Origin of the sequence: Paractinoplanes hotanensis, from assembly GCF_023717965.1 — a bacterium.
Lineage (GTDB): Bacteria > Actinomycetota > Actinomycetes > Mycobacteriales > Micromonosporaceae > Actinoplanes > Actinoplanes polyasparticus.
Map to the genome: position 1 here is coordinate 1 of NZ_JAMQOL010000076.1, position 14,101 is coordinate 14,101.

General features: G+C 70.1%; 11 protein-coding genes. 4 read left to right on the plus strand and 7 right to left on the minus strand.

The genetic code is table 11. From position 1 onward, the window contains the following. Positions 1–523 precede the first annotated feature (523 nt). From LXN57_RS43125 to LXN57_RS43140, 4 genes are all read right to left on the minus strand, one after another. Positions 524–682 (minus strand): hypothetical protein, encoded by a 159-nt coding sequence (locus LXN57_RS43125; protein ID WP_251804100.1) that lies wholly within the window; start codon positions 680–682, stop codon positions 524–526. Between the two features lie 744 nt (positions 683–1,426). Further along, positions 1,427–2,137: a PAQR family membrane homeostasis protein TrhA gene (trhA, locus tag LXN57_RS43130; RefSeq protein WP_251804101.1), complete on the minus strand. Its 711-nt coding sequence runs from the start codon at positions 2,135–2,137 to the stop codon at positions 1,427–1,429. Between the two features lie 104 nt (positions 2,138–2,241). Next, complete coding sequence (locus LXN57_RS43135) at positions 2,242–2,874, minus strand: STAS domain-containing protein (RefSeq protein WP_251804102.1); 633 nt, start codon at positions 2,872–2,874, stop codon at positions 2,242–2,244. Between the two features lie 82 nt (positions 2,875–2,956). Continuing rightward, entirely contained in the window at positions 2,957–3,754 is a 798-nt protein-coding gene (locus LXN57_RS43140; protein ID WP_251804103.1) for a GAF and ANTAR domain-containing protein, read from the minus strand. Positions 3,755–4,529: 775 nt separating this feature from the next. On the opposite strand from LXN57_RS43140, the gene LXN57_RS43145 reads away from it, so the two are divergent. Together LXN57_RS43145 and LXN57_RS43150 are read left to right on the plus strand one after the other, a co-directional pair. After that, positions 4,530–5,399: a universal stress protein gene (locus LXN57_RS43145; RefSeq protein ID WP_251804104.1), complete on the plus strand. Its 870-nt coding sequence runs from the start codon at positions 4,530–4,532 to the stop codon at positions 5,397–5,399. Positions 5,400–5,562: 163 nt separating this feature from the next. Beyond that, positions 5,563–6,267: a VIT1/CCC1 transporter family protein gene (locus tag LXN57_RS43150; RefSeq protein ID WP_251804105.1), complete on the plus strand. Its 705-nt coding sequence runs from the start codon at positions 5,563–5,565 to the stop codon at positions 6,265–6,267. 125 nt (positions 6,268–6,392) lie between these two features. Here the strand turns inward: LXN57_RS43150 and LXN57_RS43155 are convergent, their stop codons facing one another. The 3 genes from LXN57_RS43155 to LXN57_RS43165 form a co-directional block, all read right to left on the minus strand. Then, entirely contained in the window at positions 6,393–7,895 is a 1,503-nt protein-coding gene (locus LXN57_RS43155) for a bifunctional DedA family/phosphatase PAP2 family protein (RefSeq protein ID WP_251804106.1), read from the minus strand. A 310-nt stretch (positions 7,896–8,205) separates the two neighbouring features. Then, positions 8,206–9,996 carry an AMP-dependent synthetase/ligase gene (locus LXN57_RS43160; protein WP_251804107.1) on the minus strand — a complete coding sequence of 597 codons (1,791 nt, stop codon included), beginning with the start codon at positions 9,994–9,996 and terminating at the stop codon, positions 8,206–8,208. After that, positions 9,993–11,084: a fatty acid desaturase family protein gene (locus LXN57_RS43165; protein WP_251804108.1), complete on the minus strand. Its 1,092-nt coding sequence runs from the start codon at positions 11,082–11,084 to the stop codon at positions 9,993–9,995. The genes LXN57_RS43160 and LXN57_RS43165 overlap by 4 nt, the downstream gene beginning before the upstream one ends. 446 nt (positions 11,085–11,530) lie before the next feature. On the opposite strand from LXN57_RS43165, the gene LXN57_RS43170 reads away from it, so the two are divergent. Then, positions 11,531–12,901: a glycosyl hydrolase family 18 protein gene (locus LXN57_RS43170; RefSeq protein WP_251804109.1), complete on the plus strand. Its 1,371-nt coding sequence runs from the start codon at positions 11,531–11,533 to the stop codon at positions 12,899–12,901. Positions 12,902–13,458: 557 nt separating this feature from the next. Then, entirely contained in the window at positions 13,459–14,028 is a 570-nt protein-coding gene (locus tag LXN57_RS43175) for a GNAT family N-acetyltransferase (protein ID WP_251804110.1), read from the plus strand. Positions 14,029–14,101: the final 73 nt, after the last annotated feature.

The window sequence follows — 14,101 nt, forward strand, 5'->3', positions numbered from 1 at the left end:
CTCCACCATCACGCCCATAACAGATCAACGGACCACAATCCGTCAAGCTACGGGTTATTTCTCGGCGAGCCCTAAGCGCCTGGCCAGAAGTGTTGTCCGTAACCCGGCGGGAGCCAGGGTGAGGTCCAGGCCGGATCCGTATTGACGACGGCGCCGAGCAGGTCGGGTACTCCCCTTCGAACTGCGAACTATCATTCCCGAAGTCTGCTTCGTAGGACAAGCCGGGGGCGCATGAAGTGCGATACGAATCTCGTGACTTGGAACGCGTATATTGACCCGGATGTGCTCGGCCCGACCGCACGGATGGAGTGGCCCGTGTCTCTGCCCCCGGGGGCCGCTCGACGCCGGGCGGCAAGGAATGGACGTTCCTCACCAACCACGCCCACCCACCACGCTGTGAGTACGGGCTGCGACCGGCCGCCCATGACCCGGCGGGCGCTCTCAGTCACCGGACGGGCCGGCCGCCGTGGCTATCAATCAGGCCGGAAGCTTCCGGCGGGGGCCACCATGCTGCACATCACGGTCAGCGGTGCAGAGCCTTGCGCTTGATCATTCCGATCGCGGCGGTGGCCACGAAGAGGATGATCCCGATGATGGCCAGCCACATCAGGCCCTCGATCGCGAAGCCGACCACGGCCAGAACGAGCCAGACCACGAGAACAACGATGAGTAGGACGAGCATGTCTTGCCTCCTGACACGAGGGTGGCGCTACCTTCCAGCGTGTGCCCCGTGGGATCGGGCAGACAGGGCCGAAGGGCCTGCCCGGTGTCGTTCTTCCGGAACACCGGCCTGGTCGCGGCCACTGCGAGCACATCGGGGGCGCGCATGCCGGTGGACGGCTCGGCCGCTATCGTCATCGCCCTGCGGGCCACCGCGTCAGATGTCCGGGGCGGGACGACGAGCGGCCACCAGCCGCCGTCGAGAACTGCTCGTCCGGTCCCGAACGGAGGAAGACCGAGCCGGGGTGTCGAGGGTGGTGACGTTGGGAGCGACGGTGCGTCGTCGGGGAGAAGTCATGGCTGACGTGCCAGACGTGAGGGCGAGGGGCCCGGCACCATGATCCGGCGCGAGCTTTCCGCGTCGATCCCGAGCGTCGCTGACAGGCTCCGGGTTTGCCGACTTCGACGATCTCGGGCAGTTGCCGCTCGAAACCAATCGGCTCGGGCGAGCTTTCCTTCCGAGTGCGGCGGGAAAACGATCTTGCCCGGCTGACGCATGCGGTTGTCGCAGCCGGTCCTCCTTCGATGGGCTGGAGCTTCTGTCCCGTCGGCCGGGCTGAGCTTGCCTGTCACGCACAGACTGCGCGGGCGTGGGTGAGCCAGACGGGACCGACCTGCCCGATGCGGGTTGTGGAGAGCTTCGAGTGCTACATGACCGCCCAGGCCATGGTCACCGACCACCGGGATCGCCGTGTCCAGATCTGATCTAGAGGACGAATACGGCGAGGGCGACGTACTGGCAGGCGGCGGCCAAACAGACATAGGTGTGGAAGACCTCGTGATAACCGAACACCTCGGGTCTGGGGTCGGGGCGGCGGCGGTGGTAGACGAGCGCGCCGACCGTGTAGAGCAGTCCGCCCGCGGCGACGAGTAAGGCGGACGCCACACCGCCGTGCGTCCACAGTGCGGGCAGGGCCAGGCAGGCCGTCCATCCCATGGCCAGATAGATCCCGACCCGCAGCCGCTCGTGCCGGGTCGGCCAGGCGACGTGCAGGCCGATGGAGCCGACGGTGAGCGACCACAGTACGATCAGGCAGACCACCCCGAAGACGCGGGGAGCGGCGAGCAGATAGATCGGCGTTGCGGTCCCCGCGATCAGCAATGAGATCGTGGCATGGTCGGCCGACTGCAACGCTCGATGAACCGCCGGCTTCCACTGGCCGAGGTGGTAGAGAGCGCTGGTGCCGAACATGGCGGAGACGCTGGCCGCGTAGATCGCGGCGGCGGTGATCCGGAGTGCGCCGGCGGCGGCCGACACGACGAGTGTGCCGATGACCAGCGACGCTTCGAAGCAGACGAAATGAGACCAGCCGCGCAGGACCGGCTTGGCAGCGCGGACGGGCCGGTCTGGAACCCTGACCGCGCCGGCTGCCGGCGCGGTGCGGACGTGGTCCGAGGTGGTGACGTGGTGACGCACAGCTGCACACCTCCTTCAACGGATCGGTCGCCCGCTGTGCGCGAGCGGTGATTCGTTCCGGTGGTGGCCATCCCGGCCAGGAACCCACCGGCGCGTTGGGCCGGCTACCGGTGGCGGGTGACCCGTCGTGGCGATAAGGGGCCGTCGGCCCGGAAGCCGTTCCTCCGTCCGCCACCGAGGCGTTTCGCCTCCGCGCCGGTGGGTTCGTCCTCATCCTCGCCGGGCGCCGGCCGACCGGGCAGGGTCACAAGTCCCGACCTGGCCGGCGCCGGAGCGGCCGTCCGGTCCGGACTGTTGGCGCCGGCCCGGCCGGCCGGGGAATTCGTGACGAGGGACACGTTCACCGGTCGGACCGTCCCCGGAAAGGGCCGGGCGACTCTCGGCCCGATCGGGTCCGAGGTGAGAACGCCGAGCAGGCCGGTCAGCTCCAGAACGCGCCGGACGGCGGGTTGTGGCCGGGTGATCCGCAGGCCACCGCCGGCACGAACGGCGGCGTTCCGCCCGGCGACGAGAGCACTGACACCGCAGCAGTCCAGGAAGGTGACCTCCCCGAGGTCGACCTCGATGGCCGGCAGCGGCTCAGCGAGGGGGATGCCGAGCAGGGCGTCTTCCAGCTCGTCGACGGTGGCGAGGTCGATCTCGCCGGCCACGGCGACCCGGACGGCGCCTTCGGACAGTCGGCTCGACTCGATGCGGAGCAACGGTAACGAGGGGGCGGGTGATGGTGTGACGGACATGGGTCCTCCTGACGGCAGCTTCCACGGCGGACGTGGTGCGCGGGCAGGGTCCAGGCCCGGGACGGCACGGCGGTGAGGGCGATCAGTCGTGCCGGGCCGGAAGGGTGGCGTCGCTCGGCGGCACCCTGTGCGTTGGCGGAATGCCGGCCTGCGACGACGTCAGACGGTCGGCGGCCGGTGGACCGAGCCGTTCGGTTGAGTCGACGACGCCTCGCGCGACGTCGCGCAGGCGCCGATTGTGGCTGCGGGCATGGCTTCGTAGCAGACCGAACGCGTCGTTCATGGTCAGTCCGAGGCGTTCGGACAAGATGCCCTTCGCCTGCTCGATCAAGATGCGGCTGTCCAGGGCCGTCTGCAACTGCGCGGCCTGCAACTCGTGGGTCCGGATGCTGTCGTGCTGAAGCAGGCCGATGGTGGCGATCTCGCTCAGCGTCCGGCCGATGTCGAGAGAGTCCGGATCGAGCGGCCCGGGGCGTCCGGTGAGAAAACTCAGCGCACCGACCGTCTGAAGATGATGGCGCATGGCAACGACGTGGACGGCGGCGAAGCCGGCGTCGGTGGCGCCGGCAGCGAACTCCGGCCAGCGATCATCGGCCGGCAGGTTGTCGGCGCTGACGCTCCGTCCGGTGCGATAACAGTCCACGCCCGGGCCGCTTCCGGTTCGTAGCTGTAGCTGCTGAAGCAGCAGGGCACCCGGCGAGGAAGCGGCGCTGAGCCGCAGAACGCCGTGATCGTCGGCAAGCAGCCCGCCGGCCGCGCCGATGTCCATGAGCTGGACGCTTCGCTGAGTCAGCGTGAACAGAAACGCCGACGTATCAAAATCCTCGCCGAGGGTGTCCGCGATCTCGACAAGTACGGTTGCCAGTCCTTCTGTGACCATCGTTGCCGCTCCCATCTCGGTGTCGTGGCGAGCTGGTCCGACCACCACGGGAGCGCGAGGAGCAGCGTCCCTGATCGTCGTGATTGTGCATGGCTCGCATCCAGCCTGGCCAGGGCCGAAAGTCCCACCACCGCCCGGCGCCCGGATGCGACGACGCGGTGATCTGCCTGCTCACCCGGCACGGCAAGACAGGGACGGCCGCCGCCACCAGCGACTCGGTCGCTGGTGGCCGACCGCATCTGGCACGACACCGGAGACGGTCCGTGCTCGACAGCCGTCCGTACCAGCGTGGCTCACCTGATTCCCGCTCTCCGGCAGGACGAAGACTGGCCCGCCGCCAGCAGGCGCGCCGAACAGAGCTCAGGGATCAGATGCGTCCTGGCGCTTCCCGTCATCGCGGGTCCGCGGTCCTGGGCGGCCGCACCGTGGCCGATACCGGCCAAGTGCCGGACCGGCGTCCCCAGGACGCCGGATGACCGGGACGGCACCGGACGATGGCCCCGGCAAGGGGGCTTCCGGCCGTGGCCGCCCGGGGCGCGGCCCGGGCTTGCCGACGCCGGCATCCTCCTTCAGGCCGTGGAGGCGTATCGATTCGAGTCAACCACCGATCGGGTGCCAACCCCCCAAGGCGGACGCGCTCCGGAATTCCCCGGCCTTGGCGCGGGGCCAACCAGGCCAGGCAGGCCTCACGGGACCTCCGGCCCTGACCTCCGTCGACAGTCGAGCCGAGCCTGGAGGAGAGCCCATCGGCATCGGGACCCGGAGGCAGGGCATCATGACAACCAACAATCGAACGGTGCTCGTCGGGACCGACGGATCTCCCGCCGCGCGGGCAGCGGTGCGCTGGGCCGCCGACGAGGCCCACCGCCGCAACACGGTGCTGACCATCCTGTACGCGTTCACGCCTGAGTGGGTCGTCGACGACAACCTGCCGGAGCGACGCTACGTCGACCTGGGCGCCGAACACGCCGAGGTCGTGCTCGCCGACGCTGAGATGGACGCGCACGGCGTGTCGGCCGATCTCGAGGTGCGGCGCATGGCTGTGGCCGGTAGCCCGGCATCGCTGTTGCTCGAGGCTGCCCGCTCGGCCGCCGTCGCTGTGGTCGGGCACCGCGGGCACGGAGCCTTCGAGGACCTCCTGCTCGGCTCGGTGGGACAAGCTGTCGCAGCCCATGCCGGCTGCCCGGTGGCCGTCGTGCGGGGACGCGCAGACCTTTCCAGCGGCCCCGTCCTGGTCGGCGTGGACCCGTCGCCGGCCGGATCACACGCCGTCGAGCTCGCCTTCGACCAGGCCGGTTCGCGCGGCTGCGGCCTTGTCGCGCTCCGGGCCTTCCGGTCGCCCGCGCCGCCCTGGGGAGCGGACATCGCCCCGTCGGTCGTGCATCTCGAGGAGCAACTCGACCTCGAGCGCCGGCTGCTGGACGAGGTCCTGCAACCGTGGCGGACCAAGTACCCGCAGGTGCCGGTGGAGACCCGGATGTCGCGCTTCGACGCCGCCCGGGCCCTGATCGAGGCCTCCTGCGGCGCGCAGCTCTTGGTCGCCGGTTCCCGCGGTTCCGGGCATCTCGCCGGCAATCTGTTCGGCTCGGTCAGCCTGCACCTGCTCCGGCACGCGGCCTGCCCGGTGCTCGTCGCTCACGCCTGAAGTTGCCTCTCGTCTTCTCGGCGACCGACGCGGGACTGGCGGGTCGCGGGAGGGCTACAGCGGCAGAATCCTGTCCTCGATCTGGGGCCGACCGCCTCTGCCCGGATCTGTCAAAAGGCGGCATGATCGACATCATGCAGACCTCGGGCCAGAGGACGGACTCATGACTCATCCCGGTGAACCGCACACCGACGGGACCGCCGGGCGATTGAACTGGCTGCGGGCCGGGGTTCTGGGCGCCAACGACGGCATCGTCTCGACCGCGGGCCTGGTCGTCGGTGTGGCCGGCGCGACCCTGGACACCGGCCCCATCGCCACCGCCGGGGTCGCCGGGCTGGTGGCCGGCGCGGTGTCCATGGCATTGGGCGAATACGTCTCGGTGAGCAGCCAGCGCGACACCGAACGAGCTCTGCTGGCCAAGGAGCGCACCGAACTCGTCGAGTTCCCCGAACAGGAACTCGACGAACTGACCGCCCTGTACGAGGCCAAGGGGCTGACCGAGGCCACTGCGCGCCGGGTGGCCGAGGAGTTCACCGCCAAGGACGCCTTCGCCGCCCACGCCGACGCCGAGCTGCGTATCGACCCCGACGCCCTGACCGACCCCTGGCAGGCCGCCGGTGCGTCAGCCCTCGCCTTCACCGTGGGAGCCCTGCTTCCGCTGATCGCGATCCTGGTGCCACCACCAGGCGCCCGGGTGGCGGTCACCTTTCTGGTGGTGGTCCTGGCTCTCGCGCTGACCGGGGCGATCAGCGCGAGACTCGGCTCGGCCCGTGTCGGACGGGCGGTGGCGCGACTGGTCGGTGGCGGGGCCCTCGCCATGGCCGTGACCTACGGCATCGGCCAGTGGGTCGGCGCCGGCGTGGGCTGAGACCCGTCTCGGACCGGCCGTCCGGTATGTCAGGTGGCGTCCCCCGAAGCATGACGTCGGCCAGGTGCCGCCAGACAGGGCCGTTGGTCCCGGCCCAGGGGCCGCACCCAGCACAGCGGCCGAGTTCATCGGTGCTGGTGCCGTCTCGTCAGTCTCCGCAGACTGCTTCCGGGGCGCGGGCGAAGACCCGGAGCCGTTCGCCGGACCGGCGTGTCCGGCAACCGTGCCGGCGGAGGGATCGCCGGTGGAACCGGCCCGGCCGCCCGGGATATGGTCGGGAGCTCGACGATTCCGAGCGTGGTCGCCACCAGAGCCGACCACGCCGTGCCGAGGGCGAGACCGCCGAGCACATCGGTGAGCCAGTGCGCGCCCAGATAGAGGCGGGAGAAGCCGACCAGGCTCGCGATCAGGACCGCCGCGGTCCACACGCTGACCCGATGTCCCCAGCGTCGCAGCCTGCCTGCGAGCAGATAGGCGATGACCCCGTAGACGGCTGCGGCCTGCGCACTGTGCCCGGAGGGGAAGGCGTATCCCGGCGCTGCGGTCAGCAGATCGGCGATGTCCGGCCGGGTCCGGGTGGTGAGCAGCTTGATCGCATCGACCAGCACGCTCGTGCCCCCCGCGACGAGCGTGAACAGGATCGCTGTGTGCCACCGCCGGCCGGGCCGGGCCAGCAGCAGCAGAGCAAGGACGAGGGCGACGACCGTGACCCGCCCGCTGCCCAGCATCGTGACGACTCGCATGACGGCGGTCAGCCAGCCGGCCCGATGGCCCGTCAACCAGGCCGCCACCGGACTGTCCCGGACGGCGAGTTCGTCGCGGTGCACGACGTCTCCGAGGATGCTGCCGAACGCCCAACCGGCGAGTCCGATGACAACCAGACCAGAAGTCAGCGACAGACCCAGAGCACCGCCGCGGCTGAAACGCCGGGCGATGAACGCCAGCTGCCGCCGGTAACGCCGGCGCAGTCCGACCACCCGGGGCCGGTCGATCACCCGTCCGGCCAAGGCCCGCAGGCGATCCGGATGTTTGGCGATCCACCGGGCGGTGGCCGTGATCACGCCGATCAGCACCAGCAGGATCACCACGACGAGGCCGGCGGGGCCGGTGACGGCAACCACTTTCTGGTAGGAGCCGCCGGCGAAGTAGCCCAGCAGCACCGACCCGGGACCCCAGATCAGTCCGCCGACCGTGGCGTAGATGACGAAGGTCCGCAGTCGCATGCGTGCCATTCCCGCGGCCAGCGGCATCACGGCCCGCAACACGCCGACCAGCCGTCCGAAGAGGATGGCGCGTGCTCCGCGGTGGACGAGGGCCTTGTCGACCACTGCCCACCGGTCCGGTCCGATCCGACGGCCCAGCCGGCTGGTTCGCAACGCCGGGCCGTAACGACGGCCGATCGCGTACGCGAGCAGATAGCCACCGACTGAGCCGGCGCCGGCCAGCACCAGCATCACGGTGAGGCTGGCCCGGCCGTGGTACGCGAGCAGCCCACCCAGGACCAGCACCAGCTCACCCGGCAGCACCAGACCGAGGAACAGCGACTCCGCGGTGGCCAGGACGCCGACCACCGTGTAAGCCAGCATCGGCGGAATCACTGCCATCACGTCGCTGATCCACCGTCCCATTTACCGCCCCCACTTCCCGGTTGCGGTCACCTCAGCGGCCGGAGTCGTTCGCGTCGATCCGGACAGCCTGCGCCCGAACTGCTGGGCCACGGCAGGGGCGTTCTGCCCGGCGCACCCGGCCGGTTGGGCACGTTGCCGGCCGGCCCTCCGACGGAGCCGTAAGCCGAGCTGCCGCCTCCATGGTGAGCGACGCCGAGCGGATCTCACCCGCCTATCGCATGGTCACGACCGCCGCGTCGCCGTTGGTCCGGTGGTGGTGCCCGCGGCGCCCACGGTTGCGGGCATGAGGACGCTGCGGTGTCCTGGCGGATCATCGCGCGTACAGCTCATCGATCTCGGGCCGCAGTTTCGACCGGACGTACTCTCGCCGCACCTTCTGACTCGGTGTGAGCTCGGCGCCGACCTGGAACGGCTCGGCCAGTACGCGGAACTTTCGGACTCCTTCGGCCGTGGACACAGTGCGGTTCGCCTCGTCGACGGCCGTCTGGATCTCCGCCACCAGGTTCGGATGGTCCAGAAGCTCGGCCACTCCGTGCGCCGCGGCCAGCCCCTGCTGCCGCTTCCAGCGAGCGAATCCGTCCGGATCGAGGGTGACGAGGGCAGCGACGTAAGGCCGTGCCTCACCGATCACGACGCAGTCGCCGACCAGCCAGTGTGCTCGCACCCGGTCCTCGAGCGGGGCCGGGGCCACGTTCTTGCCGGACGCGGTGACGATCAGGTCCTTCTTGCGTCCCGTGATCCGCAGGTAGCCGTCGTCGAGCTCGCCGAGATCACCGGTGCGCAACCAGCCGTCGGTGTCGAACGCGCCGGCGGTCGCGGCGGCGTCGCGCCAGTACCCGGCGAAGACGTTCGGGCCTTTCACCAGGACTTCGCCGTCGGCGTCGACGCGGACGGCGCAACCCGGCAGCGGCCGCCCCACGGTTCCGATGCGCTGAAAGGCCGGAAGGTTCAAGGTCGTGCCGGAGGTCGTCTCGGTCAGCCCCCATCCTTCCAGGACGGTCACACCGCAGCCGCGGAAGAAGTGCCCCAGCCGCACGCCGAGAGGCGCGCCGCCACTGCACGCGTGGCGGGCCCGGCCGCCAAGGGTGGCCCGCACCTTCGCGTACACCAGCCGGTCGAAGAGCCGGTGCGCGACTCGCAGCGGGAGGCCCGGCCGGCCCGTTTCCAGCGAGCGGCTGTAGGCGACTGCCGTTGATTCGGCGGCCCGGAAGAGATGCCGGTGCCCTCCCGTGACAGCGATGAACCGGGCGGTGTCGTAGAGCTTCTCGAACACGCGTGGCACACCCAGGATGATCGTGGGCCGGTATCGCGGCAACTCGTCGGCGAGGCCGGCGAGGTCGCTGGTGTGCGCCAGCTGGGTCCCGTTGTGCACGGCGACCAGGGCCACCATGCGGGCGAGGATGTGCGCCAGAGGCAGGAACAGCAACAGGGAGCTGTGCTCGGTCAGGACGCCGTCGGCGACGCCGTCGGCGCGGGCGACGTTGCGGATCTCGGCGACGAGGTTGCCGTGGGTGAGGACGCAGCCCTTCGGACGCCCGGTGGTTCCGGAGGTGTAGACGATGGTGGCGGGTGTCGTGGCCCCGACCATCCGGCGCCGCTCGGCGAGTTCGGCCGCCGGCCGGGTGCGGCCGGCCGCCGCCAGCCGGTCCAGGTCGCGGTCGAGTTGCCAGCGCCGCAAGCCCGGCGATGTGGCTGCCGCGTCGAGCACGGCGGCGCATCGGTCGTTCTCGGCGAACACGGCCACCGCGCCCGAGTCGTTCAGGATCCATTCGGCCTGAGCCGGCGGGGAGGTCTCGTAGATCGGTACCGAGATCGCTCCCGCCGTCCAGATCGCGAAGTCGCACAGCGTCCACTCGTAGCGGGTGCTCGACATCAGCCCGACACGGTCACCGGGGCCGATGCCGGCCGCGATCAGCCCGGACGCCAGCGAAGTGACCTCATCGAGGAACTGTTTCGACGTGACGGATTGCCATGTCCCGTCGACGAGCCGGGCGAAGGCCGGGTGATCGGGGCGGACACGGGCGTTGTCGACGATGTCGTCGGCCGCGCTGACACCGGGCTCGGCCACATACCTCGCTGGGGTGCTCCACACCGCGCTCACGCCCCCGGTCCGGTCCGGCCCGCGCGGCCGACCGTGTCGAGGTGGCGCAGGGCCTGAGCGTACGACTCGATCAGGCCGGTCTCGCAGTACGGCAGATCGTGGTCGGCGCAGAACTCACGGATAATCGGCTGCGCGCGACGCAGACGAGGTCGCGGCATGCTCGGGAACAAATGGTGCTCGATCTGGTAGTTGAGCCCGCCGAGGGCGTAGTCGACCACGGCGCCGCCCCGCACGTTGCGTGAGGTCAGCACCTGGCGGCGTACGAAGTCGCTGTGGTCGCCGGCGGGGAGGATGGCCATGCCCTTGTGGTTCGGTGCGAAGGAACAGCCCAGGTACAGGCCGAACAGCCCCTGCTGCACGGCGATGAAGACGACGGCCTTGACCGGCGACAGCACGAGGAAGACCGCCGCGAGATAGCCGGCGACGTGCGCGGTGAGCAGGATGATCTCCCACCATCGATGCCGGGTGATCCGGCCCCCGACGACCGCGCGAACGCTGGACACGTGCAGATTCAGCGCCTCCAACAGCAGCAACGGGAAGAAGAAGTACGCCTGGTAGCGGTACAACACCCGCGCCGCGGGCCCCCAGTTGGGCGCGTCCTTCGCCGTGAAAGCCAGGGCGCCGCTCTCGATGTCGGGATCCTTGCCCTCCTGGTTGGGGTGGGCGTGATGCCGGTTGTGCTTGTCCACCCACCAGCCGTAGCTGAGCCCCACCGCCAGGTCCGCGTACAGCAGGCCCAGGACGTCGTTGATCCGGCGGTCGGTGGTGATCTGCTGGTGCCCGGCCTCGTGACCGATGAAGCCGGCCTGAGTGAAGACGAAGGCCAGGAACACGGCGACCGCCAGTTGCCACCACGAGTCGCCCACCCGGATGAAGGCTCCCCACCCGGCCACCAGCAGGACTGACGTGGCGACGATCCGCGGGACGTAGAGCCGAGGCCGGCGATCGAGCAGGCCGGCTGCCTTGACCTGTTTCAGCAGAGGCCCGTAGAGGCTGGCGGCCGGACCGGAGCCTTCGGCGCGCGGTGGCCGGATGGGGCGGTCGACCGGGGCCGACGCCGCGGAATGAGATGTGCCAGAGGCTGACATGACCCCTCCTCAACGGTCACGTCGACCGGACGATCGGCCGCCGGGGTCCGGGGCGGCAGCAGGTCGACGGCGGGGGAGGTCATTCCGTTGGACTCCTCGCCCACAGGTCGAGAATGCCCTCGCAGTCGCCCGGCCCGGCAGGGCCGGTAGTCCCGCGTTGGCGGCCGGCGGCCTGGTGCGGCGGCGTCAGCGCGCGAAGTGAGGTCAGAGCTTGCCGTTGCTGTCGAGCAGGGCCGCGGAGAAGACCACGGTGGTGTTCTTGTCGACGCCGATCTCGACGTTGGACTACGCCGGTTTCGCTCGCCTCGATCACGGCGAACGCCGACCTGTGGGGCGAGGCGTCGCCGTTCTGGTACCAGGCCACCGACGCGGTGACGATTCGGTCCCAGCCCGGAGCGGGCGACCCCCTCGTCCTCGATGCCCTATGCAGCCGCGGTATCAAGGTGATGCCCACTGTCACCGAGACACTCAGCGCCCCGGCTATGGCGGTGCTGCTCGCCAGCCCGGCGCAACGCGCGGCCCATGTCACGGCCCTGGTCGGCCTCGCGGCCGCCAACGGGTACGACGGAGTCGATCTCGACTATGAGACGATGAACTCCGCCGGCACCGTGACGGACAAGGCCGCGGTACGCAGCGGATTCGTCATCTTTCTGCGTGAGCTGGCTTCGGCCCTGCACGCACAGGGACGCCTGTTGTCAGTAACCGTCGGGCCGCGCACCCGCGCCGATGACCCGAACTGGGCGGTTTTCGACTACGCCGGCATCGCGCCCTCGGTCGACCGGTTCCGGCTCATGACGTACGACAACCACTGGCGCGGCGGATCACCCGGCGCCGTGGCTCCTCTGCCCTGGGTCAACACCGTGCTCACGTACGCCGTCACGGCGGTGACCCGCGACAAGATCGAGGTCGGGGTTCCGCTGTACGGCTACGACTGGCCGGCCGACCCGGCTCAGCCCGACGGCTACGGGATCGCCACCTCGAGGAACTACCAGCAGGCCGAGGCGTTGCGCCTGCAGTACGCCGCCGTCCGGCAGTGGTCGGCGACCGACGCCGTGCCGTACTTCGCCTACACCGATCCAGTCGGCGTGAAGCACGTCGTCTGGTACAACGACGCGGATGCCACCCGAGCGAAGATGACCTCGATCGAGAAGTACGGGATCCGGGGCCTGGCCTTCTGGGCGGTCGGCTACGAGGACGCCCGGCAGTGGTCCGTTCTGCGGGCTTACGCCATTCAGAAGAGCACCAAGCTGACCGTCGCCGCCCCGGCGACCGTCACCCACGGGACGACGGTGACCGTCTCGGGCCGGCTCACCACTACGGCGGGCCTCGCCGTGCCCGGTCACAAGGTCGCCCTGCAGTGGCACAAGGCCGGAACCAGCACGTGGCTCACCGTCGCGAGCGGATCGTCGTCGTCGAGCGGCGCCGTGTCTCTACGCTATGCCCCAGCAACGAACGGCTCCTTCCGCCTGCAGGCACCGTCGTCCTGGTCCTACCTGTCCTCGCTGAGCGCCTCGATCTCGACGCTCGTGCGCTGGCGGGTCTCGGCCTCCTTCAAGGACGCGACGGTGACCCGGGGCACCACCGTCCGGCTCGCCGGCAAGGTGAGTCCGGTCCGGTCCGGCACCGCGGTGCGGCGTCAGTGGCTCGTCAGCGGCGCGTGGACCACTGTCGCCTCCGCCACCGTGCGCTCCGACGGCACCTACCTGTTCTCCTTCACGTGGCGCGCACGAGGCACCTATACGTACCGCGTCGTCGCCCCCGGCACAGCCCTGAACACTACCGGCTACAGCACGACGTTGCGGCTTCGCGTCTCCTGACCGGCGATCGGTCCGCTCCTGTTCACCGCGGCGCAGCGTCTCGCCGCGGCCGGCCGATGGACCCTGCCCGGCAAGGAGCTGGCGCTGTCCGGCGTCGCATTGATGTTCCTCCGCGTCGCGGTCCGGCTGCTGGCCGGACCGGCGGCGCTCGGCGCGGCGGAGAGTCTTCGGAGGTACAGCAGCCGTCCGCAGTCGCGGGCCGAGGTCGTCGGTACGCGGGTGCTGTTGCTCGATACCTACGACTCCACTCGTTGCAGGCAGGCCAGCCGGGCAACGACTCTGCCGGTTCGCCGGCTGCCGTGCGCAGGCTGGGAGCGTTCGGCTCGGACACCCTGACGAGAGCGTCGAGGAGCGGCTCCTGCTTGCAGATACGGTGCACCGGGTGAGTGCTCTCGACGGGCGTCACGGCGGAACGTCCGCTCTGGTCCATCACCACCGTGCGACCTCGACCGGGTTCCCGTTGAGGGCCGGAGGTCCCGTCTCGGTTGAGATCCCCGCCGACGGCCATGGTCTTTCGGCCCGGGTGCGATCCGGCCGGGGCAGGCAGCATTGATGTCATGGACCGGAGGGTTCCACTCGGTTATCCCCGCGAGTACGAACGCGACCTGCGCCTGCCGGACGGGCGTGCAGTGCATCTTCGTCCTGTCCTACCCACGGACACGGCGCAGCTGGCGGACGCCATCCGCACGGCCGACCCGGACACTCTGCACCGTCGCTTCGTCGGCTCGCCGCCGCCCGTCACTCCCACGTTGCTGGCACATTTGTGCACAGTGGACTATTGCCGACGGTTCGCCCTGGTGGCGACGGATCCCTCGACCGGACGCGGGATCGGCATCGCGCGGTACGAGGCGACCGGTGACGACGCCGCCGAGGTCGCCGTGGTGGTCGACCCCGCCTGGCGCGGCGCCGGGCTCGCCACGGCGCTGATCGAGCTGCTGGCACGGGCTGCTCTCACTCGGGGGATCACCACGTTCAGCGCTTACTATCTCGCCGGAAATCGACCGGTGGCGGCGCTGGTCGACCATCTCGGTGGCGGACGGCAGATCATCAAGGAAGGCCTCGCCGAGGCCGCGGTGAGGCTCGACGGCGCTCGCGTGGAGGCGGCGCTGCACGCGCTCGATGGATAACGGTTCCGGTCAGGTTAAGACACTACTGCCCCACACGCGGGCGGCCGCCCGCCATCCCGCCGGAACCAAGGTC

Coding starts and splice junctions, on each gene's coding strand:
- LXN57_RS43175 (WP_251804110.1), top strand. CDS start 13,459: ATGGACCGGAGGGTTCCACTCGGTTATCCCCGCGAGTACGAACGCGAC.
- LXN57_RS43125 (WP_251804100.1), bottom strand. CDS start 682: ATGCTCGTCCTACTCATCGTTGTTCTCGTGGTCTGGCTCGTTCTGGCC.
- LXN57_RS43170 (WP_251804109.1), top strand. CDS start 11,531: ATGCCCACTGTCACCGAGACACTCAGCGCCCCGGCTATGGCGGTGCTG.
- LXN57_RS43150 (WP_251804105.1), top strand. CDS start 5,563: ATGACTCATCCCGGTGAACCGCACACCGACGGGACCGCCGGGCGATTG.
- LXN57_RS43155 (WP_251804106.1), bottom strand. CDS start 7,895: ATGGGACGGTGGATCAGCGACGTGATGGCAGTGATTCCGCCGATGCTG.
- LXN57_RS43165 (WP_251804108.1), bottom strand. CDS start 11,084: ATGTCAGCCTCTGGCACATCTCATTCCGCGGCGTCGGCCCCGGTCGAC.
- LXN57_RS43145 (WP_251804104.1), top strand. CDS start 4,530: ATGACAACCAACAATCGAACGGTGCTCGTCGGGACCGACGGATCTCCC.
- LXN57_RS43140 (WP_251804103.1), bottom strand. CDS start 3,754: ATGGTCACAGAAGGACTGGCAACCGTACTTGTCGAGATCGCGGACACC.
- LXN57_RS43135 (WP_251804102.1), bottom strand. CDS start 2,874: ATGTCCGTCACACCATCACCCGCCCCCTCGTTACCGTTGCTCCGCATC.